The following is a 25,888-nucleotide window of genomic DNA, read 5'->3' as shown; positions in this document are numbered from 1 at the left end:
GTACACCGCGTCCCCTCTGTAGGGGACAGCGGTGGGACGCGGCGGGGGAGCGCGCGGTTCCCTCAGCGCACGCCGGGGTGTACTCAGTCGCCGTACTCCGCCATGCCGTCGATGACGCGGGCGGAGGCGGCCGAAACCGTGACCCCGTGGATCAGCGACGGCGGCACGGGTGCGGCCGGCACGGCGGGCACCGCCCAGTGCGGGACCATGCGGACGCAGTCGCCGCGCAGCGACTCCAGGGTCTCCGGGGTCTCGGGGGCGCGCTCGGCGGAGTACTGCGGCATGCGGTGTTTCGCGTTGACGGCCATAACGGAACCGTATGCACCGCTTGCCCGACGAAGAAAGACCTACTATTGGGTATTTTTGGCCACTACAACGAGGGGTGTTCGACCGGATAGCGTTAACCGTCAACCGCTACCTCGCTGCAGGAGCTTCCAGCCGTGCGAATCGCAGTCACCGGCTCCATCGCCACCGACCACCTCATGACCTTCCCGGGCCGCTTCGCCGACCAATTGGTCGCCGACCAGCTCCACACGGTCTCCCTCTCTTTCCTGGTCGATGCCCTCGACGTCCGCCGCGGCGGCGTCGCCGCCAATATCTGCTTCGGCATGGGTCAGCTCGGTACCGGCCCGATCCTCGTCGGCGCGGCCGGCGCCGACTTCGACGAATACCGCGCCTGGCTCGACCGGCACGGGGTGGACACCGCCTCGGTCCGTATCTCGGAGACGCTGCACACCGCCCGCTTCGTGTGCACCACGGACGCCGACCACAACCAGATCGGCTCCTTCTACACCGGTGCGATGAGCGAGGCCCGCCTCATCGAGCTCAAGACGGTCGCCGACCGCGTCGGCGGTCTCGACCTCGTCCTGATCGGCGCCGACGACCCGGAGGCCATGCTCCGCCACACGGAGGAGTGCCGCTCCCGCAAGATCCCGTTCGCCGCGGACTTCTCCCAGCAGATCGCGCGCATGGGCGGCGACGAGATCCGCAACCTCCTGGAGGGCGCGACGTACCTGTTCTCCAACGAGTACGAGAAGGGGCTCATCGAGTCCAAGACCGGCTGGAGCGACGCCGAGATCCTGGCCAAGGTCGGCCACCGCGTGACCACCCTCGGCGCGAACGGCGTCCGCATCGAGGCCGTCGGCCAGGACCCGGTCGAGGTCGGCGTGCCCGAGGAGAAGGCCAAGGTCGAGCCGACGGGCGTGGGCGACGCGTTCCGCGCCGGCTTCCTCTCCGGCCTGTCCTGGGGCGTCTCGCACGAGCGCGCCGCCCAGATCGGCTGCATGCTCGCCACCCTGGTCATCGAGACCACGGGCACCCAGGAGTACGAGCTGCACCGTGCCCAGTTCATGGAGCGCTTCACCAAGCAGTACGGCCACGAGGCCGCCGAAGAGGTCAGGTCCCGCCTGCCGTAGCGCGACGGCCGGGTGCGGAAGCGACCGCTCCCGCACCCGGCCGCGCCACGCGGACCCACCGGCGGGCCGCCCGGCTACACCAGCCGCCGCACCACGTACGCCACCCCGCGCTCCCGCTCCCGCGGCCCCACGTACTCCTGCTTCCGCGTCCAGCACCACGCCGGGATGTCCACGGCCGCGACCTCGTCGTCCGACAGGACGGTGACCGTGCCGCCGACGCGGACCCGGGGGAGCGCCTTCGCCAGCTCGATCACGGGCAGCGGGCAGCGCTCGCCCAGGGCGTCGACGGTCAGCTCGTCCAGCGTGCCGGCGGCGGCGGGGGCGACGGGCGCGCCCAGCTTCTCGCGCACCCCGGCGACCGCGCCCGGCAGCACGTCCAGGAACCGCTCGACCTCGGCGGCGTCGGCGCCGAACGGCAGCGACACACGCACGTTGCCCTCGCTGACCACACCCATCGCCTTGAGCACATGGCTCGGCGTCAGCGTGCTGCTGGTGCAGGAGGAGCCGGACGACACCGAGAAGCCCGCCCGGTCCAGCTCGTGCAGCAAGGTCTCTCCGTCGACATAGAGACAGGAGAAGGTGACGAGGTGGGGCAGCCGCCGCACCGGATCGCCGACGACCTCCACATCCGGCACCAGGCCGGGCACCCGCGCCCGGATCCGCTCCGTCAGCTCACGCAGCCGCCCGGCCTCCGCCGCCGCCTCGGCCCGCACCGCCCGCAGCGACGCGGCGGCCGCCACGATCGCCGGAATGTTCTCGAATCCGGGCGCACGCCCCGACTCCCGCTCGTCCACCGGCCCGCGCGGCGCGAACCGCGCCCCCTTGCGCACGACGAGCAGCCCGACCCCCGCGGGCCCGCCCCACTTGTGGGCGCTCGCGGCCAGCAGCGACCAGTCCCCGTCCACCCGCCCCCACGGCAGCGACTGCGCCGCGTCCACGAGCAGCGGCACCCCGGCCGCCCGGCAGCCGTCCGCCACCTCGGCCACCGGCTGCTCGGTGCCCACCTCGTGGTTGGCGGACTGCAGACAGGCGAGCGCGGTGTCCGGGCGCAGCGCGGCCCCGTACGCCTCGGCCGACACCGCGCCGGCCCGGTCCACGCCGACCTCGGTCACCGTGCCGCCGCCCCGCTCGTGCGCGGCCGCCGCGTGCAGCACCGCCGAGTGCTCGACGGCCGACACCACCAGATGCCCGCCGACCCGCCGCCGCCCGGCCAGCGCCCCCGCGACCCCGTCGTACAGCGCCCGCGTCCCCGAAGGGGTGAACACCAACTCATCCGGCCGACACCCCACAGCCTCCGCGGCCGCCTCCCGAGCGGCGTCCAACAGAAGCCGGGCCCGCCGCCCCTCCCGATAGAGCCGCGAGGAATCGGCCCATCCCTCATCGAGCGCAGCAACAAGCGCCTGCCGAGCAACCGGATGCAGAGGAGCCGACGAAGCGACGTCAAAGTAAGCCACGGGGTCACGCTAAGGCGTGCGGCTAGGTGACCAACCTGAGGGGCGCGGGGAACTGCGCGACAGGCCACAACGAAACCCGCACCCGCCGACGAAGAGCTCCCGCCGAGCTCCTGGGCGACCCAATCCTCCGTCAGATACCGGCCGACGGAGGCCCATCCCACCCCGACAGAGTGACCCGCGGCGCGTTAGGCACCCTCCCCGCGCGACCCCAAATAGCGTCCAGTAGGGTTTGGTCCGCATAAACATCCAAACCCCTGCCCGACGCAGGGCGGCGACCGACCACCGAGAAGGCCGCAGCCAACAGCGCGGGCGAGACTCTCGGGAAGGCGCTACGTGAGTCCCAACGGCTCCGACCGCTCGCCGCGGCGCCCGATGCGGCGGAAGCTGCTGCAGGCATTGACTGCGGGCCTGGTCCTGGTAACCGCCACCGGTTGCACATACAAGGACTTTCCCCGCCTTGGTATGCCGACCCCGGTCACGGAGGAGGCCCCGCGGATCCTCTCCCTCTGGCAGGGCTCGTGGGCGGCTGCGCTCGCCACGGGCGTGCTGGTCTGGGGCCTGATCCTGTGGAGCGTCATCTTCCACCGGCGCAGCCGCACCAAGGTGGAGGTCCCTCCGCAGACGCGTTACAACATGCCCATCGAGGCGCTGTACACGGTGGTCCCGCTCATCATCGTCTCGGTGCTCTTCTATTTCACGGCACGTGACGAGTCCAAGCTCCTCGCGCTCGACGAGAAGCCCGCCCACACCATCAACGTGGTCGGCTTCCAGTGGAGCTGGGGCTTCAACTACGTCGAGAACGTGCCCGGCTCCGACAAGGCCGACGCCAGGACCGCCAAGGAACTGGACGCCATCCCGGAGCGGTTCCGCAAGGACTTCCCGGCCAACGCCGGCGGCGTCTACCAGGTCGGTACGCCCGGCGAGCGGAACCCGCAGAACGGCAACCCGGGCCCGACCCTCTGGCTCCCCAAGGGCGAGAAGGTCCGCTTCGTCCTGACTTCGCGTGACGTCATCCACTCCTTCTGGGTGGTTCCGTTCCTCATGAAGCAGGACGTCATCCCGGGTCACACCAACGCCTTCGAGGTCACTCCGAACAAGGAGGGCACCTTCATGGGCAAGTGCGCCGAGCTGTGCGGCGTCGACCACTCCCGGATGCTCTTCAACGTCAAGGTCGTCTCTCCCGAGCGCTACAAGCAGCACCTCGAAGACCTCGCGAAGAAGAACCAGACCGGTTACATCCCGGCCGGCATCGAGCAGACGGACCGCGAGAAGAACCGGGAGACGAACCAACTGTGAGCATCCTCAACGAACCCCAGGGTGCCGCGGCAGCGGAGGACTCGTACGAGAACGAGCTGCCGGTCAGGCGCAAGCAGCCGGGCAACGTCGTCATCAAGTGGCTGACCACCACTGACCACAAGACGATCGGCACGCTCTATCTGGTCACGTCGTTCGCGTTCTTCTGCATCGGCGGCGTCATGGCGCTCTTCATGCGCGCCGAGCTCGCCCGCCCGGGTACGCAGATCATGTCGAACGAGCAGTTCAACCAGGCGTTCACGATGCACGGCACGATCATGCTGCTGATGTTCGCGACGCCGCTGTTCGCGGGCTTCGCGAACTGGATCATGCCGCTCCAGATCGGCGCCCCGGACGTGGCCTTCCCGCGTCTGAACATGTTCGCCTACTGGCTGTACCTGTTCGGCTCGCTGATCGCGGTCGGTGGCTTCCTCACCCCGAACGGCGCCGCCGACTTCGGCTGGTTCGCCTACTCGCCGCTGTCGGACGCGGTCCGGTCGCCGGGCATCGGCGCCGACATGTGGATCATGGGTCTGGCCTTCTCCGGCTTCGGCACGATCCTCGGCTCGGTCAACTTCATCACCACCATCATCTGCATGCGCGCCCCCGGCATGACGATGTTCCGCATGCCGATCTTCGTGTGGAACGTGCTGCTGACCGCCGTGCTGGTGCTGCTCGCCTTCCCGGTTCTGGCCGCCGCGCTGTTCGCCCTGGAGGCGGACCGTAAATTCGGTGCCCATATCTTCGACGCCGCCAATGGCGGGGCCTTGCTATGGCAACACCTCTTCTGGTTCTTCGGCCATCCAGAGGTGTACATCATCGCCCTGCCATTCTTCGGAATCATTTCCGAAGTCATCCCGGTCTTCTCCCGCAAGCCGATGTTCGGCTACATGGGCCTGATCGGCGCGACGATCGCCATCGCCGGTCTTTCGGTGACGGTGTGGGCGCACCACATGTACGTCACGGGCGGCGTACTCCTACCGTTCTTCTCCTTCATGACGTTCCTGATCGCCGTGCCAACAGGCGTGAAGTTCTTCAACTGGATCGGAACGATGTGGAAGGGGTCCCTGTCCTTCGAGACCCCGATGCTCTGGGCGGTCGGCTTCCTGATCACCTTCACCTTCGGTGGTCTGACGGGTGTCATCCTGGCCTCGCCGCCGATGGACTTCCACGTGTCGGACTCGTACTTCGTGGTCGCGCACTTCCACTACGTCGTCTTCGGCACCGTGGTGTTCGCGATGTTCTCCGGATTCCACTTCTGGTGGCCGAAGTTCACCGGCAAGATGCTCGACGAGCGCCTCGGAAAGATCACCTTCTGGACGCTGTTCGTCGGCTTCCACGGCACGTTCCTCGTCCAGCACTGGCTGGGTGCCGAGGGCATGCCGCGCCGGTACGCGGACTACCTGGACGCCGACGGCTTCACCGCCCTGAACACGATCTCGACGATCTGCTCGTTCCTGCTCGGTCTGTCGATCCTGCCGTTCTTCTACAACATCTGGAAGACGGCCAAGTACGGCAAGAAGATCGAGGTCGACGACCCGTGGGGCTACGGCCGTTCACTCGAGTGGGCGACCTCGTGCCCGCCGCCGCGGCACAACTTCCTCACGCTGCCGCGCATCCGCAGCGAATCCCCGGCGTTCGATCTGCACCACCCGGAGATCGCCGCGATCGACCAGCTTGAGAACGCGGGTCACGGCGGCTCACAGAACGCCGCCCTGGCCGGCGGCAAGGAGGCCGGCAAGTGAAGATCCAGGGCAAGATGTTCATCTGGCTGAGCGTCTTCGTGCTGATCATGGCCATCGTGTATGGCTGGTGGTCGAAGGAGCCCGCCGGAACCACCGCGCTCTTCCTGGCCTTCGGCCTGTGCATCATGATCGGCTACTACCTGGCCTTCACGGCCAGGCGGGTCGACGCCGCGGCACAGGACAACAAGGAGGCCGACGTCGCGGACGAGGCCGGCGAGGTGGGCTTCTTCAGCCCGCACAGCTGGCAGCCGCTGTCCCTGGCCGTCGGCGGCGCGCTCGCCTTCCTGGCCATCGCCATCGGCTGGTGGCTGCTGTACTTCTCCGCCCCGCTCCTCCTGATCGGTCTGTGGGGCTGGGTCTTCGAGTACTACCGCGGTGAGAACCAGACCCAGTAGGTCTGCCGCATCGCAGGGCCCCGGGGCCCGGACGCTCCTGACGGAGAGTCCGGGCCCCGGGGCCTTTTCCGTTCGGCCGTCCGGGGGAACTCGTACGGATCACTCGGCGCGCCGTACATGCTGAACCTTCATACCGTGTGCTCATGAGGAATTCACCGCGTATCCGCACGGTACTGAGCTGCACGTCGCTGGTGGTCGCCCTCGGTGCGGGGGCCGCGGCCTGCGGCAGCGACGGCCATCCGCTCTCGGCCAAGCCGTACGACGCGGCGAGCCAGATCGCGTTCAACGGGCCCGCGGGCAGCCAGAAGGCCGACCCCGACAAGCCGCTCGAAGTCACCGCCCAGGGCGAGGACGGACGCATCACCGATGTGACCGCCACCGACGCCATGGGCCGCTACGTGGCGGGCGAACTCTCCGCCGACGGCTCCCGGTGGCACAGCACCGCCCCGCTGGCGGCAGGCGCGCATTACACGGTGCGGGTGAGCACGGAGGACGACGACGGCTCACCCGGCCGCAAGGTCCTCGACTTCGCCACGAACCAGGCCGCCAAGAAGAAGCAACTCAAGGTCACCTTCGGCCCGCAGGCGGGCAAGTACGGCGTCGGCCAGCCCGTCACCGCGAAGCTCAGCGCCAAGGTCAAGGGCAAGGAGGCCCGGGCCACCGTGGAGCGGGCGCTGCAGGTGCGCTCCAAGCCCGCCACGGAGGGCGCCTGGCACTGGGTGGACAGCCAGACGCTGCACTACCGCCCCAAGGACTACTGGCCCACCAACGCCACCGTGGACGTCCACAGCAACCTCGACGGCATCAAGGTCGCCGACAGGCTCTGGGGCGCCGCGGCCAAGCCCCTGCGGTTCACCACCGGCGACAAGGTCGTGGCCGTGACGGACGCCGGCTCGCACTGGATGACCGTCTACCGCAACGACCAGCAGATCAACTCCATCCCCGTCACCACCGGCAAGCCCGGCTATGCCACCCGCAACGGCATCAAGGTGGTCCTCGGCAAGGAGTACGTCGTCCGCATGACCAGTGCCAGCATCGGCGCGTCGGACTTCTACGACAAAATGGTCTACTACGCGACCAGGGTCACCGACAGCGGTGAGTACGTCCACGCCGCCCCCTGGTCGGTGGGCTCCCAGGGCAGCGCGAACACCAGCCACGGCTGCACCGGCATGAGCACCGGCAACGCCGCCTGGTTCTACGAGACCGTCCGCCAGGGCGACATCGTGAAGGTCGTCAACAGTTACGGCGCCGACATGGACCCGTTCGGGAACGGTTTCGGGGACTGGAACGTGAGCTGGGACAAATGGCGCAAGGGCAGCGCCCTCCTCAAGAACACAAAGGAGGGCCGATCCTCCGTCGACCGGGCAAGGCTCCGCCCGGAGTCGGCCTGAGCCCCGTCAGGGACGCTCAAGCGCTCAGGGCCGCCTTGCTGCGCAGCAAACCGGCCAACGCCGAGGCGAACTCCACCGGCTCGACCGGCAGGGTCACCGCGGCCTCGGCCCGGCTCCACGTGGCCAGCCAGGCATCCTGCGGCCGCCCGATGAGCAGAAGCACCGGCGGGGCCTGGAAGACCTCGTCCTTGATCTGCCTGCACACGCCCATGCCACCGGCGGGAACGGCCTCCCCGTCCAGCACGCAGGCGTCGACCCCACCGCGGTCCAGCTCCTGGAGAACCGCCGGGAGCGTCGCGCACTCGATGAAGCGGACCTCCGGGACGTCGGAGGCCGGCCTGCGCCCGGTGGCCAGGCGAACCTGCTCACGGGTGTTCGCGTTGTCGCTGTAGACAAGGACCGTGGCGGTCGGCTGCATGGTTCCTCCGCTTCGTCGAGGTGATCTCGCGCGGATGCTACTCCTCCCGACACCTCGTCAACACCGGTTCGGACACCGCTCCGATGGGCCATACGGGCAGGACACACCCCGCAGACACTCCGAACGGCACCCCCCGGGGTGAGGGCGGGATAAGCGACCGACATAATGTCGGTCGTGGCGACAGCAACGACAGTAGATACCGGGCACGCGCACCCGCCGGTCAATCGACCGAACCTCACCAGCGTCGGAACCATCATCTGGCTGAGTTCCGAGCTGATGTTCTTCGCGGCCCTCTTCGCGATGTACTTCACCCTGCGATCGGTGACCGGTCCAGATCACTGGAAGGAAATGGCGTCAAGCCTGAACTTCCCGTTCTCTGCGACGAACACCACGATCCTGGTGCTCTCCTCTCTCACCTGTCAGCTCGGCGTGTTCGCCGCCGAGCGCGGGGACGTGAAGAAGCTCCGGATGTGGTTCATCGTCACCTTCATCATGGGTGCGGTCTTCATCGGCGGTCAGGTCTTCGAGTACACGGAGCTGGTCAAGCACGAGGGCCTCTCGCTCTCGTCGGACCCGTACGGCTCGGTGTTCTACCTGACCACCGGTTTCCACGGACTGCATGTGACAGGCGGACTCATCGCCTTCCTGCTGGTCCTAGGCCGTACCTACGCGGCTCGGAGGTTCACTCACGAGCAGGCGACCGCCGCCATCGTCGTGTCCTACTACTGGCACTTCGTCGATGTCGTCTGGATCGGCCTCTTCGCCACGATCTACATGATCAAGTAATCGGCACCGGGGACCGCGGCGGCTCTCGGCCGCCCCGACGCACCCGACGTACCGACACATTCCAGAAGCATCGACGCAGAAGATCCTGACACCGGGGTAATCCGTGAAAAAGCTCTCCGCACGACGACGCCATCCGCTGGCGGCGGTCGTCGTCCTACTCCTCGCGCTGGCGGCCACCGGGGGGCTGTACGCCGCGTTCGCTCCGGCGGACAAGGCGCAGGCCGACGAAACCGCTCAGTCCCTCGCCATCGACGAGGGCAAGAAGCTCTATGCCGTGGGCTGCTCCAGCTGCCACGGAACCGGCGGTCAGGGCACCTCCGACGGCCCGAGCCTGGTGGGCGTGGGCGCCGCCGCTGTCGACTTCCAGGTCGGCACCGGCCGGATGCCGCTCCAGCAGCAGGGCGCCCAGGCGCCCAAGAAGAAGGTCATCTACAACCAGGCCCAGATCGACCAGCTCGCCGCGTACGTCGCCTCTCTCGGCGCCGGACCGAACATCCCGACGGAGAAGCAGGTCAGCCCCGAGGGCGCCGACATCGCCAAGGGTGGCGAGCTGTTCCGCACCAACTGCGCGCAGTGCCACAACTTCACCGGTGAAGGCGGCGCGCTGACGCACGGCAAGTTCGCTCCGAGCCTGGAGGGCGTCAGCCCCAAGCATGTCTACGAGGCCATGCAGACCGGCCCGCAGAACATGCCGTCCTTCCCCGACACGACGATGCCGGAGAAGAGCAAGAAGGACATCATCGCGTACCTCGACGCGGTCAACGGTGAGAAGACCGAGAGCCCCGGCGGTCTCAAGCTGGGCGGTCTCGGACCGGTCAGCGAGGGCCTGTTCGCCTGGATCTTCGGCCTCGGCGCGCTGATCGCGGTCGCCGTGTGGGTCGCCGCCCGGACCGCAAAGGCCAAGAAGTCATGAGTAGCCAAGAGATTCCAGAAGAGAACCTGCCCAGCGAGCAGGAATCCGCCCACGGCGCGGTAGCCGTGGCCGACGAGGCCGACCCGTTCGCGGACCCGGGGCTGCCGCCCCACGAGAACCGCGTCCAGGACATCGACGAGCAGGCCGCCCGGCGCTCCGAGCGCACGGTCGCGCTCCTGTTCACCATCTCGATGCTGGCCACCGTCGGCTTCATCGCCTCGTTCGTGGCCTTCCCGGTCGACAAGAGCGTCTACATCTGGCCCATCGGCCACATCAGCGCGCTCAACTTCGCCCTGGGCATGACCCTCGGTGTGGCGCTCTTCTGCATCGGCGCGGGCGCGGTCCACTGGGCCCGCACCCTGATGTCCGACGTGGAGGTCGCCGACGAGCGGCACCCGATCGAGGCCGAGCCCGAGGTCAAGGCCAAGGTCATGGCGGACTTCGCGGCGGGTGCGAAGGAGTCCCAGCTCGGCCGGCGCAAGCTGATCCGCAACACGATGTTCGGCGCGCTGGCCATGGTCCCGCTCTCCGGCGTCGTCCTGCTGCGCGACCTCGGTCCGCTGCCCGAGGACAAGCTGCGGCACACCCTGTGGTCCAAGGGCAAGCTGCTCGTGAACATGAACACGAACGAGCCGCTGCGCCCCTCGGACGTCCCGGTCGGTTCGCTCACCTTCGCCAAGCCCGAGGGCCTGGAGGAGCACGACCACGACTTCCAGAAGGAAATCGCCAAGGCGGCCCTGATGATCGTCCGGATCCAGCCGGACAACATCAAGGACAAGCGTGAGCTCGAGTGGTCCCACGACGGCATCGTCGCGTACTCCAAGATCTGCACCCACGTGGGCTGCCCGATCTCCCTGTACGAGCAGCAGACGCACCACGCTCTCTGCCCGTGCCACCAGTCCACCTTCGACCTCTCCGACGGTGCCCGAGTGATCTTCGGCCCGGCCGGTCACGCGTTGCCGCAGCTGCGCATCGCCGTGAACGAGGAGGGCTACCTCGAGGCGCTCGGCGACTTCGAAGAGCCCGTCGGTCCTGCCTTCTGGGAGCGCGGATGAGCACCGAGAATCAAGCAAAGACGGCGCCGGCCGGCGCGTCGACGGACACCCGCAAGCAGGCGCCCGCCGGCGAGCGGGTCGCCGACTGGGCCGACGGCCGCCTGGGGATCTACTCCCTGGCCAAGGCCAACATGCGCAAGATCTTCCCGGACCACTGGTCCTTCATGCTCGGTGAGATCTGCCTCTACAGCTTCATCATCATCATCCTCACGGGTGTGTATCTGACGCTGTTCTTCCACCCGTCGATGAACGAGGTGGAGTACCACGGCAGCTACGTGCCCCTGCAGGGCCAGCTGATGTCCGAGGCGTTCAACTCGACCATGCACATCTCCTTCGATGTGCGCGGTGGTCTGCTGATCCGGCAGATCCACCACTGGGCGGCGCTGATCTTCCTCGCGGGCATGTTCGTGCACATGATGCGCGTGTTCTTCACGGGCGCGTTCCGCAAGCCGCGCGAAGTCAACTGGGTGTTCGGCTTCCTGCTGTTCGTCCTCGGCATGTTCACCGGCTTCACCGGCTACTCGCTCCCGGACGACCTGCTCTCCGGCACCGGTGTCCGCTTCATGCAGGGCGCGATCCTGTCGGTGCCGATCGTCGGAACGTACCTGTCGATGTTCCTGTTCGGCGGGGAGTTCCCCGGCGGCGACTTCGTGGGGCGCTTCTACTCGGTGCACATCCTGCTGCTGCCGGGCATCATGCTCGGCCTCGTGGTGGCGCACCTGATCCTGGTCTTCTACCACAAGCACACGCAGTTCGCGGGTCCCGGCAAGACCAACAAGAACGTCGTCGGCATGCCGCTCCTTCCGGTCTACATGGCCAAGGCCGGAGGCTTCTTCTTCCTGGTCTTCGGTGTCATCGCGGCCATCTCGGCGATCGCCACGATCAACCCGATCTGGGCGCTCGGCCCCTACCGGCCGGACCAGGTGTCCACGGGCGCCCAGCCCGACTGGTACATGGGCTTCTCCGAGGGCCTGATCCGTGTCATGCCGGGCTGGGAGATCAACGCCTGGGGTCACACGCTCGTCCTGGGCGTGTTCATCCCGCTGGTGATCTTCCCGCTGGTCCTGGTGGCGATCGCGGTCTACCCGTTCATCGAGTCCTGGGTCACCGGCGACAAGCGCGAGCACCACATCCTGGACCGCCCGCGCAACGCGCCGACGCGCACGGCCTTCGGCGTCGCGTGGATCACCTGGTACATGGTGCTGCTGATCGGTGGTGGAAACGACCTCTGGGCCACCCACTTCCACCTGTCGATCAACGCCATCACCTGGTTCGTGCGCGTCTCGTTCTTCGTCGCACCGGTCGTCGCGTTCATCGTCACCAAGCGGATCTGCCTCGGCCTCCAGCGGCGCGACAAGGACAAGGTGCTGCACGGACGCGAGTCCGGCCTCATCAAGCGCCTGCCGCACGGTGAGTTCATCGAGGTGCACGAGCCGCTCGACAAGGACCAGCTGCACACCCTCACCGCGCACGAGCAGTACAAGCCGGTCGAGATCGGCCCGACCGTCGACGAGAACGGTGTCGAGCGCAAGGTGAAGGGCTCGGAGAAGCTGCGGGCCAAGCTCTCCAAGGGCATGTACGGCGAGGAGAGCCAGATCCCCAAGCCGACCGCCGAGGAGTACAAGGAGATCACGAGCGGCCACGGCCACCACTGATCACCGAGAGCGCGGTGACGCGCTGACCTGAAGGTCGCCACGGCAGGAGCCCCGTCCAGGGCATGGACGGGGCTCTTCGCCGTCCCCCGGGCTGGATAGGGTGGTGGCCACCCCATGTGTCGGGGTGCCATCGTCTACGAACCCAGGAGCGGCCATGAGCGCTGTGACCCCCGCAGGAGGCGACACCGCGGCGGCCCGTTCCTGGCCCGACGTGCTGAACGGGCTGCTCGACGGGCGCGACCAGAGCGCGGACGACACGGCCTGGGCCATGGACCGCATCATGCGCGGCGAGGCCACCGACGCCCAGATCGCGGGCTTCGCGGTGGCGCTGCGGGCCAAGGGCGAGACGGTCGAGGAGATCTCCGGGCTCGTCCGGGCGATGTACGAGCACGCCCACACCATCGAGGTGCCGGGACCGAGCGTCGACATCGTCGGCACCGGCGGCGACGGCGCCAAGACCGTGAACATCTCCACCATGTCGGCGATCGTCGTCGCCGGGACCGGCGCGAAGGTCGTCAAGCACGGCAACCGCGCGGCGTCCTCCGCCAGCGGCGCCTCCGACGTCCTGGAGAAGCTCGGCGTCAACCTGGAGCTGACCCCGCAGCGGGTGCGGCAGGTCGCCGAGGAGGCCGGGATCACCTTCTGCTTCGCCGTGAAGTTCCACCCCGCGCTGCGGCACGTGGCGCCCGCGCGGCGCGAGCTGGGCATCCGGACCACCTTCAACTTCCTCGGTCCGCTGACCAACCCCGCCAAGGTGCGGGCCCAGGCCACCGGGGTCGCGGACGCGCGGATGGCGCCGATCCTCGCCGGCGTGCTCGCCGAGCGGGGCTCGTCGGCGCTCGTCTTCCGCGGTGACGACGGACTCGACGAGCTGACCACGACGGCCACCTCGCGGGTGTGGGTGGTACGGGACGGGGGCGTCCGCGAGGAGGCGTTCGACCCCCGGGACGTCGGCATCGACCTCGTCCCCGTCGAGGCCCTGCGCGGCGCCGACGCCTCGTACAACGCCGAGGTCGCGCGCCGGCTCCTGGACGGCGAGACGGGGCCCGTGCGGGACGCGGTGCTCCTGAACGCCGCCGCGGCGCTGGTCGCCCTGTCGCCGGGCGCGGGCCCGCTCGCGGACCAGATCCGCGCGGGCATGGCCAAGGCGGCCGAGGCCATCGACTCCGGCGCGGCGAAGTCCGCGCTGGCGCGGTGGGTGGCGGCCAGTAACAGCTGAGCCCCGTAAGGGGCGCGGGGAACTGCGCGACCAGATCCCGGCAGCCGCGGCTGCGGCTTTTCGCGCGCTGAGCGCGCAGTTCCCCGCGCCCCTTACGGGGCTTGTGGTGTACGCCGCAGTCCGGATCCTGGACTGCGGTGTTGCGCTTCCAAGATCGTGTGGCAAGATGCTGCGCAGGTCATGAGTGACAGCGACTACGGCCCCGGCCCGCTGTCCGGCAACCCTCCGTCCGTGGCGGGGTGCCCCGGGTGAAGACCAGGCCGTACGCAACAAGGCGTATGGCAAGCGCGGACCCCTTTGAACCCTGGGGTCCTGGTCCTCAAGGGAGCAGTCTCGTGAGTCAGCGAATGCGATAGGGCGTCGACGCCCCTTTTCCGCGCACCTCTTCTCCTTCATCGCTGAGCCGGTCGCCGTACGCGCGTCGCGCAGCGAATTCGCTTACCTCTTACGGGAGTTCGTCATGCCTGCCACCACCGTTGCCGCCGACCCCTCCGTCTGTGCCCCGCTGCCCGTCCTCGGGCGCGACGTCACCGTCCCCCTCGTCACCGGCGGCGAGGTCACGTACGTCGCGCTCGACTACGCCGCCAGCGCGCCGGCCCTGCAGCGGGTGTGGGACGACGTGGCCGCGTACGCGCCCTACTACGGGAGTGTGCACCGCGGCGCGGGGTACCTGTCGCAGCTGTCGACCGACCTGTTCGAGAACGCGCGGAAGACCGTCGCCGAGTTCCTGGGGTGCCGCGAGGGCGACCAGGTGGTGTTCACGCGGTCGACCACCGACTCGCTGAACCTGCTGGCCGCCGCGCTGCCCGCCGACTGCCAGGTCTTCGTGTTCGAGACCGAGCACCACGCCTCGCTGCTGCCCTGGCGCGACGCCCGCGTCACCTACCTCGACGCCCCGCGCACCCACGACGAGGCCGTCCACACCCTGGAGCGCGCCCTCGCCGACCGCGACCCCTACGGGCCCGCCCTGGTCTGCGTGACCGGCGCCTCGAACGTCACCGGCGAGCTGTGGCCGGTGCGCGAGCTGGCCGCCGCCGCGCACGCCCACGGCGCCCGCATCGTCCTCGACGCCGCCCAGCTCGCGCCCCACCACCCGGTGGACGTACGGGAGTTGGACGTCGACTGGATCGCCTTCTCCGGGCACAAGCTGTACGCCCCGTTCGGCTCCGGAGTGCTCGCGGGCCGGGCCGACTGGCTGCAGGGCGCCGAGCCGTACCTCGCGGGCGGCGGCGCCTCGCGGAAGGTCGCGCGGCGCGCCGACGGGGGAGTGGACGTCGAGTGGCACGACACGGCCGCCCGGCACGAGGCGGGGTCGCCCAACGTCATCGGCGCGTACTCCATCGCCTCCGCCTGCAAGGCCCTCGACGAGGCCGGGTTCGACGCGCTCGTGGAGCGGGAGCGGCACCTGATCGGCACGGTCCGCGCCGGTCTCGCGGCGGTGCCGCAGGTGCGGGTGCTCTCGCTGTTCGGGGACGACGCGCCGCGCGTCGGCGTCATCTCGTTCGTGGTGGACGGCTGGAACAGCTCGCACTTCGCGGCGGCGCTGTCCGCCGAGTACGGCATCGGGGTGCGCGACGGCCTGTTCTGCGCGCACCCGCTCGTGCGCACCCTGCTCGGCGGCGAGTCCGACGAGCCCGGTGAGTGCGGCGCCCCGGAGGCCGCGCCCGGCGAGCGGTCGCTGAACGCGATCCGGGTGAGCTTCGGCGCGGGCACCCCGGACGAGCACGTGGAGCGCTTCGTACGTGCCGTCAAGGAGCTGGTGACCGACGGCGCCCGGTGGAACTACCGCACCGAGGACGGGCGTTGCGTGCCGGACACCGGCGCCGTGGAAACAGGGGACACCGGTGCGGCCGCCGAGGCCACGGCCGCCTGACGCCGCAGCCGGGACCCCAGGACGATCATGCGCAGGGCGCGTTCCGTCGCGTCCGTCAGGAACTCGCCGCCCCGGTTCAGCGCCTCCGTGAGCGACACCGGGGCGGGCAGGATCGCGCTGTAGGCGTCCACGCCCAGGCCCCGCACGTCCTGCGCGCCCTCCCCGATGGTGCCCGCGAGCACCAGGACCGGGCGGCCGAACCGCTTGGCGCGGCGGGCCACCTCGGCCGGCACCTTGCCGTGCGGCGTCTGGTGGTCCAGGGCGCCCTCGGCGGTGACGACCAGGTCGGCGCGGGCCAGGCGGGCGTCCAGGTCCAGGTGGTCGAGGAGCACGTCGAAGCGGGGGAGGAGCCGGGCGCCGAGCGCGGCGAGACCCGCGCCGAGGCCGCCCGAAGCGCCGGTCCCGACGCCGCCGTAGAGGTCGGTGGTGACGTTCAGGTCGCGGGTCAGGACGTACGCCCAGTGCTCCAGGCCCGCCGCGAGCTCCTCCACCTGCCTCGGCGTCGCGCCCTTCTGCGGGCCGAACACCCGGGCCACGCCGCGCTCGCCGCACAGCACGTTGTGCGGGTTGCAGGCGACCAGCAGCTCGGTCTCGGCGAGGCGCGGATCGAGACGCGTGGTGTCGATGTGGTGCAGCCGCGTCAACTCCCGTCCGCCGTACGGCAGTTCCCAGCCGTCCGCGTCCAGGAGGCGGGCGCCGAGGGCCTGCAGCGCGCCCGCGCCGCCGTCCGAGGTGCCGGAGTCGCCGCAGCCCACCAGGATGCGGCGCGCGCCCGTGTCGAGGGCGGCGCGGATCAGCTCGCCGACGCCGTACGTCGTGGTGGCGCCCGGGTCCCGCAGGTCCCGCGGGACCAGGCTGAGGCCCGCCGCCGCGGCCATCTCCACGACGGCGGTGCCGGAGCCGAGCAGCGCGAAGTGGGTGCCGATGCGCTCGCCCACGGGGCCCGTCGCGGGCAGCGCCACCAGCCGGCCGCCGGTCGCCGCGGCCAACGCCTGCGCGGTGCCCTCGCCGCCGTCGACCAGCGGGATCAGATCGACCTCGGCGTCCGGCACCACGCGCCGCACACCGTCGGCGATGGCCTCCGCGGCGGACTGGGCGGACAGGGACTCCTTGAAGCCGCTGGGCGCGACGGCGAAACGGGTGAGGGGCATGGACGTACTCCTTGAGTGGGGTGAGCGGGCGGGGCTCAGCGGACGACCGGCACGCCGAGCAGCGGCCACACCGCGAGCGCGAACAGCAGGACGAGGGCGGCCGTCAGGGGAGCCAGGACGGCGGACAGGCGCAGCAGGTCGCGCGAGGTGTAGGTGGGCGTCCCGGGTATCTCGGCGAAGAGCGTGACGGGCTTCGCCGACGCGGGCAGCGTGTGGCAGAAACCGGCGGCCGCCGTGGACGCGAGCGCCGCCGCGACCGGATTCACGCCGGCGCCCACGGCCGCCGCGACCACCAGCGGCACCAGGACGGACGAACGGGCCGAGCGGGACTGCAGGACCAGGTGCGCCGCCGTGCTGACGGCGATGACGACGGCCAGGAACAGCCAGGGCGACAAGTCGACGGGAAGCCCCGACACCAGCCACTTCGCCGCGCCCGAGTCGGCGAGCGCCACGCCCATCGCCATCGTCGCCGCCATGAAGAGCAGCAGCGACCAGGGCACGGTCTTCAGCGCGTCCTTCAGGCGTACGGTGCCGAGCGCGGGCGACGACGCGACGACCGCGCCGATCAACGCGACCACGGCGGGCGGCACTTGGTGCAGCGGCTCGCTGCACCACAGCGCGACGACGGTGGCCAGGAGCAGGGCGCAGCGGGTCTCGGCGGGCTCCCAGGGGCCGGTGACGGGCTGCTCACTGTGCGCCTGTATGTCGTCGGCGGTGATGTGGACGGGACCTTTCCGGTCGGCCTTGCGGGTCGTCGTCCACAGCACGGCCTCGGCCGCCAGATGGGACGACGCGATCGCCAGCGGCAGGCCGAGCAGCAGCCACTGCGTGAAGCCGATCCGCTCCCCGGTGCTCTCCCACAGCACCGACACCGTGATCAGATGCGCGCCCGCGCCGATCAGGGTCGCGACCGCCGAAAGCAGGATCACCGTCGGGAAGAGCAGCGCCAGCATCACCACAAGGCGCCTCCGGTCGGCCAGGACCTTGGCGAGCGCGAGGAAGACGGGCAGCGCCAGCGCGGCCCGGCCGGAGGTGGCCGGCACCGCGAAGGCCGTGACGACGAGCGCGGCGGTCGTCAGGTGCGTCAACTGCCGGACGCTGCGCGCCCCGCTGACCAGGAACGCCGCCGCCCGCCCCGCGAGCCCGCTGCGCGCCACCGCGGCCGCGAGCACGAACGCGCAGATCAGCAGCCACACCGTCTCGTCGCCGAGAGTCCCGAAGAGGGTCTCGCTGCTGATCACACCGGTCGCGGTGAGGGCGAGGCCGGCGCCGAGCGCGATGTACGTGTCGTCGATCGGCGTGCCGATCCAGGCACAGGTGGCCAGCGCGAAGACGGCGAGCGTGAGGCGGGCGTCACCGCTCAGGCCGGGGAAGTTGCCCGGCACGACGAGGAGCGCGCACAGGCTCAGGGCCAGGCAGAGCAGCATCGTGTGCCGCGGGGTCAGTGTCACGGCATCCAGCGTTCCGGCGCGCCGTGAGCCCCCAATGAGCCGCAGATGAAAGGAACTTCACCGCCCCGCGAGGCGGAACCCGGGCGGGCCCCCGCAGGGCGGCACGCTCACGCAGGCAGCCGGTACCCCATCCCGCGCACCGTCTCCACCCGCTCCGCCCCCAGCTTCTTGCGCAGCGCCCGCACGTACACATCCACGATGTTGGAGCCGGGATCGAAGTCGTAGCCCCACACGTGGGACAGGATCTGCTCGCGCGAGAGGACCTGCCCGGGGTGGCGCAGGAACAGCTCCAGGAGCACGAACTCACGCGCCGTCAGGTCCACCGTCCGCTCGCCCGAGCGGGCCCGGCGCGTGCGCAGGTCGAGCGTCACCTCGCCGCCGCGAAGGACCGTCACCTCCGGCGCCCGGGCCGCCGTGCGCAGGCGCAGCCGCACCCGCGCGAGCAGTTCCTCGAAGCGGAACGGCTTGGTCATCCAGTCGTCCGCGCCGCCCTCCAGACCGGCGACGGTGTCCCGCACGGAGTCGCGGGCGGTCAGCACGATCACCGGCGCCGACACGCGGGCCTCGCGCAGCTCCCGCAGCACGGTGAAGCCGTCCCGGCCCGGCAGCCCGATGTCCAGCAGGATCAGGTCGAAGCCGCCGGTGAGGGCGTAGTCGTACGCGGCGTCGCCGTCGCCCACGATGGTCGTGGTGAAGCCGTTGGCGCGCAGTCCCTTGTCGACGAAGGAGGCGATGCGCTCCTCGTCCTCCACGATCAGGACGCGATTCATGTCCGCTCCCCGGTGGTCGGTGCAGGGTTCACGTCTGGTCCTCCAGTACGAGTACGAAAGTGGCGCCGCCGCCCTCGGTGGCGCGCAGGCGGACCTCGCCGCGGTGGCCGTGGGCGATCGCGCGGACGATCGACAGGCCGAGGCCCGCGCCGCTGGTGCGCGCCCCGCGCCGGGACGTGCCGCGCCGGAAGCGTTCGAAGATGACCTCGGCGTCCTGTGCCTGGACGCCGGGGCCGCTGTCGGCGACGTACAGCTCGATCCGCCCGTCCGTGACCCGGGAGCCGACGCGGACGCGCTGCCCTGCCACCGTGTGCTGGACGGCGTTCTGGGCGAGCTGGACCATCGCCTGGGTGATGCGCTGGGGGTCGAGCCGGGCCTCGCTGTCGGCGGTCTCGGCCAGCTCCCAGCGGCGGTCGCCGAGGGTGCGGGCCTTCACGAAGACGTCGGCGGTCAGCTCGGCGAGCTGTACCGGCTCGGGCCTGATGAAGTCCGGGCGCTCGGCCTTGGCGAGGAGCAGCAGGTCCTCGACGATGCGGCTCATCCGGTCCAGTTCGTCGGTGACGAGCCGGACCGTTTCCTCGCGCTCGGACGGGTCGTCGCCCATCAGCTCCAGGTGGCCGCGGACGATGGTGATGGGGGTGCGCAGCTCGTGCCCGGCGTCGTCGACGAACTCGCGCTGCGCGGCGAAGGCCCGCTCCAGGCGGTCCAGCATGCCGTTGAAGGTCTCCGCGAGCGCGGCGATGTCGTCCTTGCCGTGCACCGGGATGCGCCGGGTCAGGTCCTGCTCGGTGAGCTGGGCGGCGGCGGTGCGCACCACCCGTACGGGCTTGAGGATGCGCCCGGCCACGGCCCACGCGATGCCCGTCGTCAGGACGAGCGCGACGCCGGAGATGGCGAGCAGGATGCGGAACACGTCGTCCGCCTTGGCCTGTTCGGCGGCCGGGTGGAAGGCCACGACGAACGCCGCCTCCGGCTCGTCGCCGTGCCGGGCCACCTCGACCTTGGCCCAGCGCAGCTCGCCGGACGGGCGGTCCAGGGTGCCGGTGGAGCCGTCCGCCGCGAAGATCGCGCGGCGGGCCCCGGGGTCGCGGTGCAGCGGGTGGCGCACCGACAGCTCGCGGGGCTGGGTGTACTGGGCCGGGCCCGCGCCCTCGCGGCGCACCAGGCCGATCAGTTCCTCGCCCGGGTCCGCGTACTGGCGCTCCAGGAAGACCTTGAGCAGCCGGCGCGGGTCGTTGAAGCGTCTGCCGGTGTCCGGGTCGACGCCCCGGTCCACGAAGTTGGTGAACTCGCCGGTCTCCTGCGTGAGCAGCCGGTCGACGCGGTGGTCGACGTCGCGCAGCAGGATCGAGCGGGTGGTCGCGGCGACCGCGGCCAGGGCGACGGCCATCACCAGGAGCAGCCACAGCAGGATGCGGACGCGCGCGGAGACGCGGTGGTGCGCGGCACCGGGCGGCTCAGCCGTCGTCGCCCGGTCCGTCGTCGGCTCCGTCGTCACCTGCTCCGTCGTCATCGTCACCCGCGTCACCCGCATCGCCCCGGTCGTCGCCGCTGCCGGTCCGGCCCGTGCCGTCCGTGGAGTTCTCGCCGACCGGCGGCGGGGAGACCACCTGGTCGCTGGGGGTGGGCTGCGGCCTGCTCGGCGCCGTCGACGGGGAGCCGCTGTCCAGCTCGACCTTGGGAGGCACCTTGGGGGTGGAGGGGCTGTCGGTGAGGGCGTAGCTCGTCACGGCGATGCCCAGCGGAATCGCCACGACGGCCGCCAGGGCCGCGATGCGATGGGAGAAGACCATGGCAGCGATGGTCGGCGGCGTACCGATTCATCAGGATGAGGCGCGGATGAGGAAACCCTCATCCAGGGGCGGGCCGGGGGCCGGACTACGAGTCGAGGCCGATCGCGAACGCCGCTTCCAGGTCGTGCTGCGAGTACGTACGGAACGCCACGTGCGTGTCCGTCCCCTCCACGCCGGGGATCTTGCTGATCCGGCCGGGGATGATGTCCGCCAGGTCGTCGTGGCGGGCCACCCGGACCATGGCGATCAGGTCGTACGTACCCGTGACGGAGAAGACCTCGCTGACGCAGTCGAGGGCGGCGATCGACTCGGCGATCTCGGGGATCCGGTCCACGCTGGTCTTGATGAGCACGATCGCGGTGATCACGGCTGACTGTCTCCCTCGGTGGCCGTTCCAGAGGCTTTCACTCTACTTGGCCGGTGACGACACCCCCATGCGTAGACGAACCCCAGGGAGAACCCCACCAGGTGCGCCAGATAGGCCACCCCGGGCCCCTGCCGCTCCTGCCCCGCAGCCGCCCACTGCAGCGCCACCCAGAACGGCAGCACCACCCATGCCGGAAACCGCAGCGGCAGGAAGAACAGGAACGGGAAGAGGCTGGTGACCCGCGCCTTCGGGAAGAGATACAGAAAGGCGCCGAGCACGGCGGAGATCGCCCCCGAGGCGCCCACGAGGGTCTGGCCGGAGTCCGCGTGCGCGATCGCGTAGGCGAGCAGGGCGAGGCATCCGCAGCCGAGGTAGAAGAGCCCGTACTGGAGGTGGCCCATGCGTTCCTCGACCATCATCCCGAACACGTACAAAAACAGCATGTTGCCGAGCAGATGCAGCCAGCTCCCGTGCACGAACAGCGCCGTCACGGGAGTGAGCGCGGCCCGCGGCTTGCCGCTGAGGAGTTCGACGGGTACCACCCCCCAGCGCTCGAAGTAGGCCCGCTGCGCGGTGATGAGCGCGTCGCCGGTGCCGTAGGCCGGGTTGAGTCCGGAGTTCGGAGAGATCAGGAAGACCAGGCAGCACGCGACGATCAGCGCGTACGTCACCGGAGCCGCCTGTTGCCTGACCTTCCGGCCCGTGCCCTGCACCCACGCAGCGATCATGGACAGAGCATGACGTAACGACGGCAAACAGCCCAGACCGCCTCGCCCACTCGAGTGCGTACGGAGCCCCTTACCCAGGCCGTAGGGTTACGGGCAATACGCACCACGGTTCCCGAAGGAAAGCGAACGTCACGATGACGGTTCCCCTGCCGACCGACACCACCCGATGGCGCTGCACCCTCTGCGGCAACCTCACGCGCTTCGACGTGACGCGTTCGTCGAAGGTCGTCGAGTACGTGCACCTCGACCTGGCCGGGGCGCCCAAGGTCGAGGAACGCGAGGTGGTCAGTGAGACCATCGAGTCGGTTCGCTGCCGCTGGTGCAACGCGGTGGACCAGGTGGAACTCGTGGACAGGCCCGGGGCCGGCTCCTGAGGGAGCGGGCCCCGCACAGCTAGTGGGGTGACCGATGGTGGAGAGCGCGGGCGGAACGCCGGAGGACGGCGCCGCTGAGGTGCTCGACCGTCCGCTGCCCGACGGCGTGCGGCGGGCGGTCGTACAGATCGTGTCGGACGGCTTCGGCGGCCTGACGGTCGCCGAACTGCCGCCGCAGTTGCGTCAGTACGCGCGCTTCACCCCGACCCGGCGGGTGAAGTTCGCGGCCAACGCCATGGCCGCCGCCCTGGAGAGCGACCCGCTGTTCCGCCAGCGCATCGGCGAACGCCTCCGCGAGGCCCAGCCCGAGCTGGCCGGGGCCCTCGACGCCGGCACCCCGCCGCCCGCCGCGGACCCGCTGGACGTGGCGGCCGCCGCCTATGTGCTGCGCCCACCCGGCTGGGTGAAGCTGGTCACCGCGGCCGGCGAGGAGGCCCAGCGCGCCGACGCCGAGCGGGCCGACGAGGAGACCCGGGCCGAACTGGACCGGCTGCGCGCCGAGCTGACCGCCGCCCGCGCCCACACCAAGGCCGAGACCGAGCGGCTGCGCGCCGAGCTGGACGCGGCGAAGAGGGAGGCCGAGTCGGCGCACCGCAAGCTGCGCGGCGCGCTCAGCGACATCAAGCGCGGCGAGGCGGCGCTGCGCAAGGCCGCCGCCGAGGCCGACACCGCGCGCGCCGAGAGCCAGGCCCAGCTCTCCGCCGCCGAGAGCGAGGCGCGCCGCCTCAAGGCGCGGCTCGGCGAGGCCGAGGCCGCCCTGGAGGCCACCCGCAGGGCCGCCCGCGAGGGCCGCAGCGTCGAGGACATGCGGGTGCGGCTGCTGCTCGACACGGTGCTCGACGCCGCCCAGGGGCTGCGCCGCGAACTCGCCCTGCCGCCGGTGTCGGTGCGGCCCGCCGAGACCGTCGACGCGGTCGAGCCGGGGCGGATGACGCCGAAGGACATCGCCGCCCGCGCGCTGTCCGAAAACGATCCGGCCATTCTCGACCAATTGCTCGCACTCCCACAGGCCCATCTGGTCGTGGACGGATACAACGTCACCAAGACCGGCTATCCCACGATGCCCCTCGAGAAGCAGCGGCTGCGGCTCCTCGGCTCGCTCTCGCAGCTCGCCCTGCAGACCGGGGCCGAGGTGACCTGCGTCTTCGACGGTGCCGAGCTGGCCGCGCCGGTGCTGCTCGCGCCGCCGCGCGGGGTCCGGGTGCTGTTCTCCAAGCCCGGCGTGACGGCGGACGAACTGATCCGGCAGCTGGTGCGCGCCGAGCCGCCCGGCCGCCCCGTCATCGTCGTGTCGACCGACCGCGAGGTGGCCGACGGGATCGCCAAGGCGGGGGCACGCCCGGTGGCGTCCGCGGTGCTCCTGAAGCGGCTTTCGCGCGGCTAGTCGGCTTTCGCGGGGCTGGTCGTCTTTCGCGCGACTGGTCGGCGTACGCAACTCCCGTTCCCTATGACCGAATTGGTCCGTTGTCGTGCGCGACGGAGCGTCAAGTGGTCGTTACCGGCCGTCGATTATCCGTAAAGAAAACGCTCGTTGACCGACTTTTTCATGGTCAGGATTTGATCTGATCACATGAGGGTCACTAGGGTCGCGCCCAGACCTCCGCTCTGTTGATCACTCATCGAAGGAGCCGCCTTCGTGGCGTCCCACCGTCGACCCAAGCAGCCGGGCCGCGCCCGTGTGACCGTGCTCACCGCGACCGCCGCCGCGGCCGTCGCGCTCACGTCGCAGTCGGCGAACGCCGCCCCGAGTGAGAAGCCGAGCAAGGACGAGGTCAAGTCCAAGGTCGACAAGCTCTACGAAGAGGCCGAGAAGGCGACCGAGAAGTACAACGGCGCCAAGGAGAAGCAGCAGAAGCTGGAGAAGCAGGTCGACACCCTGCAGGACAAGGTCGCCCGCGGCCAGGACGACCTCAACGAGCTGCGCAGCGGCGTCGGTTCGCTCGCCAGCGCCCAGTACCGCTCCGGCGGCATCGACCCCTCGCTGCAGCTGTTCCTCTCCTCGGACCCGGACAACTACCTCGACAAGGCGTCCGCGCTCGACCAGTTGAGCAGCAAGCAGGCCGAGGCCCTGAAGAAGATCCAGGCCAAGCAGCGCACGCTCGCGCAGCAGCGCAAGGAGGCCGCGGACAAGCTCGAGGACCTCGCCACCACGCGCACGGAGCTCGGCAAGAAGAAGCGCGAGGTGCAGGGCAAGCTCGGCGAGGCGCAGCGCCTGCTGAACTCCCTGTCCGCCAAGGAGCGGGCCGCCCTGAAGGCCAAGGAGGACCGCGCGTCGCGCGCCTCCGAGCGCAAGGCCCTCGACAAGCCCGACACCTCGGCGGGCACGGACACGAGCACGGGCACCGCCCCCAAGGGCTCCGGCCGCGCCTCGTCCGCGTACGCCGCCGCGCAGAGCAAGATAGGTTCGCCGTACGTCTACGGCGCCAGCGGCCCGAGCTCCTTCGACTGCTCCGGCCTCACCTCCTGGGCCTACGCCCAGGCAGGCATGACCATCCCGCGCACCTCGCAGGCCCAGGCCAACTTCGGGACGCGCATCGCATCGCAGAGCGACCTCAAGGTCGGCGACCTGGTCATCTTCTACGGCGACCTGCACCACGTCGGCTTCTACGCGGGCAACGGCCAGGTGCTGCACGCCCCGCGCAGCGGCACCGTGGTCCGCTACGAGTCGATCAACAACATGCCGTTCCAGTTCGGCGTCCGCATCTGACCCGCCGCGCCGGATCCGTCCGATCGAGCGAATTCCGGTAACTTCCGCTGACCCCGCGCCCCGCCGATGACCTGCGTCAGAGGCGGGGCGTCAGCATGCGCGGACGGCAAGGGTCTTTGGCCGCGACGTGATCACGCCGCTACTGTCGCGCGCGTTCCCCGACATCCGGGGCGCAGCCCCCGCCCGTTCGCGGGGGACCGGCAGTCCTCCGCCTCGCGCGGAGGTCGAGTTCCAGCGGAAGGGAGAGCGGCTGCCCGTGGGATCCCATCGCCGTCCCGCAGCACCCACCGGTCCCGACCGGTGCGTACGCACCGCCACCATCACCGTCCTGTCCGCCGCGGCCACCGCGGCGGCCCTGGCCGCACCCGCGGGCGCCGCCCCGCAGGACCCCCGGTCCGACACCAAGGCCAAGGTGGACCGCCTGTACGAGCAGGCCGAGCAGGCAACGGAGGCGTACAACAAGGCGGATGAGCGCGCGGACACCCTGCGCGGCCAGGTCGACCGTGCCAAGGACAAGGTCGCCCGCGGCCAGGAGCGCATCAACACGATGCGCGGCGCCCTCGGCTCACTGGCCGGCGCCCAGTACCGCGCGGGCGGCATCGACCCCGCGCTCGCCCTGATGCTGTCCTCCGACCCGGACGGCTATCTCGACAAGGCATCGGCCCTGAGCCGCCTCACCGCCCGGCAGAGCGGCGAACTCACCAAGCTGCAGCGCGCCCAGCGCGACCTCGCCCAGGAACGCGCGGAGGCCACCCGCAAACTCGCCGAGCTGGAGAAGAGCCGCAAGACGGTCGCCCGGCACAAGCGCACCGTGGAGAGCAAGCTCGCCAAGGCCCGGCAGCTGCTCAACTCGCTGCCGAAGGAGGACCGCGACGCGCACGACAGGTCCTCGCGCTCCGGCCGCGGCGAGCTGCCCGACCTCGCCGGAGCGGGCG

Annotated in this window: 25 protein-coding genes and 1 riboswitch; of the genes, 15 read left to right on the top strand and 10 right to left on the bottom strand. The window is 70.3% G+C overall.

Annotated elements, in window-relative coordinates; all coding sequences use genetic code 11:
- Positions 1–83: 83 nt before the first annotated feature.
- Entirely contained in the window at positions 84–284 is a 201-nt protein-coding gene (locus STRAU_RS07130) for a hypothetical protein (RefSeq protein WP_037657980.1), read from the bottom strand.
- Positions 285–440: 156 nt separating this feature from the next.
- On the opposite strand from STRAU_RS07130, the gene STRAU_RS07125 reads away from it, so the two are divergent.
- The gene (locus tag STRAU_RS07125; RefSeq protein ID WP_016639583.1) at positions 441–1,415 is read left to right on the top strand and encodes a carbohydrate kinase family protein; all 975 of its coding nucleotides are present in this window, start codon (positions 441–443) and stop codon (positions 1,413–1,415) included.
- 74 nt (positions 1,416–1,489) lie between these two features.
- Here STRAU_RS07125 and STRAU_RS07120 read toward each other — a convergent pair whose 3' ends face one another.
- Entirely contained in the window at positions 1,490–2,869 is a 1,380-nt protein-coding gene (locus STRAU_RS07120; RefSeq protein ID WP_037657960.1) for a cysteine desulfurase/sulfurtransferase TusA family protein, read from the bottom strand.
- 333 nt (positions 2,870–3,202) lie between these two features.
- On the opposite strand from STRAU_RS07120, the gene ctaC reads away from it, so the two are divergent.
- The 4 genes from ctaC (at position 3,203) to STRAU_RS07100 (ending at position 7,693) form a co-directional block, all read left to right on the top strand.
- Positions 3,203–4,165 (top strand): aa3-type cytochrome oxidase subunit II, encoded by a 963-nt coding sequence (ctaC, locus tag STRAU_RS07115; protein WP_037657958.1) that lies wholly within the window; start codon positions 3,203–3,205, stop codon positions 4,163–4,165.
- The gene (gene ctaD / locus STRAU_RS07110; protein ID WP_016639580.1) at positions 4,162–5,907 is read left to right on the top strand and encodes an aa3-type cytochrome oxidase subunit I; all 1,746 of its coding nucleotides are present in this window, start codon (positions 4,162–4,164) and stop codon (positions 5,905–5,907) included. The genes ctaC and ctaD overlap by 4 nt, the downstream gene beginning before the upstream one ends.
- The gene (locus tag STRAU_RS07105; protein ID WP_016639579.1) at positions 5,904–6,302 is read left to right on the top strand and encodes a cytochrome c oxidase subunit 4; all 399 of its coding nucleotides are present in this window, start codon (positions 5,904–5,906) and stop codon (positions 6,300–6,302) included. Before ctaD ends, STRAU_RS07105 begins: the two co-directional genes overlap by 4 nt.
- Positions 6,303–6,445: 143 nt before the next feature.
- Positions 6,446–7,693, top strand: coding sequence for a L,D-transpeptidase (locus STRAU_RS07100; protein WP_037657978.1), 1,248 nt, complete (start codon positions 6,446–6,448; stop codon positions 7,691–7,693).
- A gap of 16 nt (positions 7,694–7,709) precedes the next feature.
- Here STRAU_RS07100 and STRAU_RS07095 read toward each other — a convergent pair whose 3' ends face one another.
- Positions 7,710–8,111: a hypothetical protein gene (locus STRAU_RS07095; RefSeq protein WP_016639577.1), complete on the bottom strand. Its 402-nt coding sequence runs from the start codon at positions 8,109–8,111 to the stop codon at positions 7,710–7,712.
- Between the two features lie 165 nt (positions 8,112–8,276).
- On the opposite strand from STRAU_RS07095, the gene ctaE reads away from it, so the two are divergent.
- The 6 genes from ctaE to STRAU_RS07065 all read left to right on the top strand — a co-directional run bounded on the left by ctaE (position 8,277) and on the right by STRAU_RS07065 (position 15,612).
- Positions 8,277–8,897 carry an aa3-type cytochrome oxidase subunit III gene (gene ctaE, locus STRAU_RS07090; RefSeq protein WP_016639576.1) on the top strand — a complete coding sequence of 207 codons (621 nt, stop codon included), beginning with the start codon at positions 8,277–8,279 and terminating at the stop codon, positions 8,895–8,897.
- 103 nt (positions 8,898–9,000) lie between these two features.
- The gene (qcrC, locus tag STRAU_RS07085) at positions 9,001–9,810 is read left to right on the top strand and encodes a cytochrome bc1 complex diheme cytochrome c subunit (RefSeq protein WP_016639575.1); all 810 of its coding nucleotides are present in this window, start codon (positions 9,001–9,003) and stop codon (positions 9,808–9,810) included.
- A complete protein-coding gene (gene qcrA, locus STRAU_RS07080; protein ID WP_016639574.1) occupies positions 9,807–10,865 on the top strand; it encodes a cytochrome bc1 complex Rieske iron-sulfur subunit in 1,059 nt (352 codons plus the stop codon). Before qcrC ends, qcrA begins: the two co-directional genes overlap by 4 nt.
- Complete coding sequence (gene qcrB, locus STRAU_RS07075) at positions 10,862–12,520, top strand: cytochrome bc1 complex cytochrome b subunit (protein ID WP_016639573.1); 1,659 nt, start codon at positions 10,862–10,864, stop codon at positions 12,518–12,520. Before qcrA ends, qcrB begins: the two co-directional genes overlap by 4 nt.
- Positions 12,521–12,674: 154 nt before the next feature.
- Complete coding sequence (gene trpD, locus STRAU_RS07070; RefSeq protein WP_037657957.1) at positions 12,675–13,739, top strand: anthranilate phosphoribosyltransferase; 1,065 nt, start codon at positions 12,675–12,677, stop codon at positions 13,737–13,739.
- Between the two features lie 176 nt (positions 13,740–13,915).
- Positions 13,916–14,033, top strand: a riboswitch (SAM riboswitch).
- A 166-nt stretch (positions 14,034–14,199) separates the two neighbouring features.
- Complete coding sequence (locus STRAU_RS07065) at positions 14,200–15,612, top strand: aminotransferase class V-fold PLP-dependent enzyme (protein ID WP_052028983.1); 1,413 nt, start codon at positions 14,200–14,202, stop codon at positions 15,610–15,612.
- Here STRAU_RS07065 and STRAU_RS07060 read toward each other — a convergent pair.
- The 7 genes from STRAU_RS07060 to STRAU_RS07030 form a co-directional block, all read right to left on the bottom strand.
- Complete coding sequence (locus STRAU_RS07060; RefSeq protein ID WP_016639570.1) at positions 15,522–16,763, bottom strand: glycerate kinase family protein; 1,242 nt, start codon at positions 16,761–16,763, stop codon at positions 15,522–15,524. The two genes, STRAU_RS07065 and STRAU_RS07060, sit on opposite strands and share 91 nt — an antisense overlap.
- 35 nt (positions 16,764–16,798) lie before the next feature.
- A complete protein-coding gene (locus STRAU_RS07055) occupies positions 16,799–18,214 on the bottom strand; it encodes an SLC13 family permease (RefSeq protein ID WP_016639569.1) in 1,416 nt (471 codons plus the stop codon).
- Between the two features lie 107 nt (positions 18,215–18,321).
- On the bottom strand, positions 18,322–18,984 hold the full coding sequence (locus STRAU_RS07050; protein ID WP_016639568.1) for a response regulator transcription factor: 663 nt from the start codon (positions 18,982–18,984) through the stop codon (positions 18,322–18,324).
- A gap of 28 nt (positions 18,985–19,012) precedes the next feature.
- Positions 19,013–20,374 (bottom strand): sensor histidine kinase, encoded by a 1,362-nt coding sequence (locus STRAU_RS07045; protein ID WP_037657974.1) that lies wholly within the window; start codon positions 20,372–20,374, stop codon positions 19,013–19,015.
- A gap of 67 nt (positions 20,375–20,441) precedes the next feature.
- The gene (locus tag STRAU_RS07040; RefSeq protein WP_016639566.1) at positions 20,442–20,777 is read right to left on the bottom strand and encodes a hypothetical protein; all 336 of its coding nucleotides are present in this window, start codon (positions 20,775–20,777) and stop codon (positions 20,442–20,444) included.
- A gap of 85 nt (positions 20,778–20,862) precedes the next feature.
- Entirely contained in the window at positions 20,863–21,144 is a 282-nt protein-coding gene (locus STRAU_RS07035) for an Lrp/AsnC family transcriptional regulator (RefSeq protein WP_016639565.1), read from the bottom strand.
- Entirely contained in the window at positions 21,141–21,872 is a 732-nt protein-coding gene (locus STRAU_RS07030) for a rhomboid family intramembrane serine protease (protein ID WP_016639564.1), read from the bottom strand. Before STRAU_RS07030 ends, STRAU_RS07035 begins: the two co-directional genes overlap by 4 nt.
- A 134-nt stretch (positions 21,873–22,006) precedes the next feature.
- Here STRAU_RS07030 and STRAU_RS07025 point away from each other — a divergent pair, with 134 nt between their 5' ends.
- The 4 genes from STRAU_RS07025 to STRAU_RS07010 all read left to right on the top strand — a co-directional run.
- Positions 22,007–22,246: a hypothetical protein gene (locus STRAU_RS07025; protein ID WP_016639563.1), complete on the top strand. Its 240-nt coding sequence runs from the start codon at positions 22,007–22,009 to the stop codon at positions 22,244–22,246.
- Positions 22,247–22,280: 34 nt separating this feature from the next.
- Complete coding sequence (locus STRAU_RS07020; RefSeq protein ID WP_016639562.1) at positions 22,281–23,630, top strand: NYN domain-containing protein; 1,350 nt, start codon at positions 22,281–22,283, stop codon at positions 23,628–23,630.
- 252 nt (positions 23,631–23,882) lie between these two features.
- Positions 23,883–24,953: a C40 family peptidase gene (locus STRAU_RS07015; protein ID WP_037657955.1), complete on the top strand. Its 1,071-nt coding sequence runs from the start codon at positions 23,883–23,885 to the stop codon at positions 24,951–24,953.
- 256 nt (positions 24,954–25,209) lie between these two features.
- Positions 25,210–25,888: coiled-coil domain-containing protein (locus tag STRAU_RS07010; protein ID WP_037657953.1), on the top strand; the 679-nt coding region annotated here is incomplete at its 3' end.

Source organism: Streptomyces aurantiacus JA 4570 (assembly GCF_000414115.1).
Classification (GTDB): Bacteria; Actinomycetota; Actinomycetes; order Streptomycetales; family Streptomycetaceae; genus Streptomyces; species Streptomyces aurantiacus_A.
This window is presented reverse-complemented; position numbering and strand designations above follow the sequence as displayed.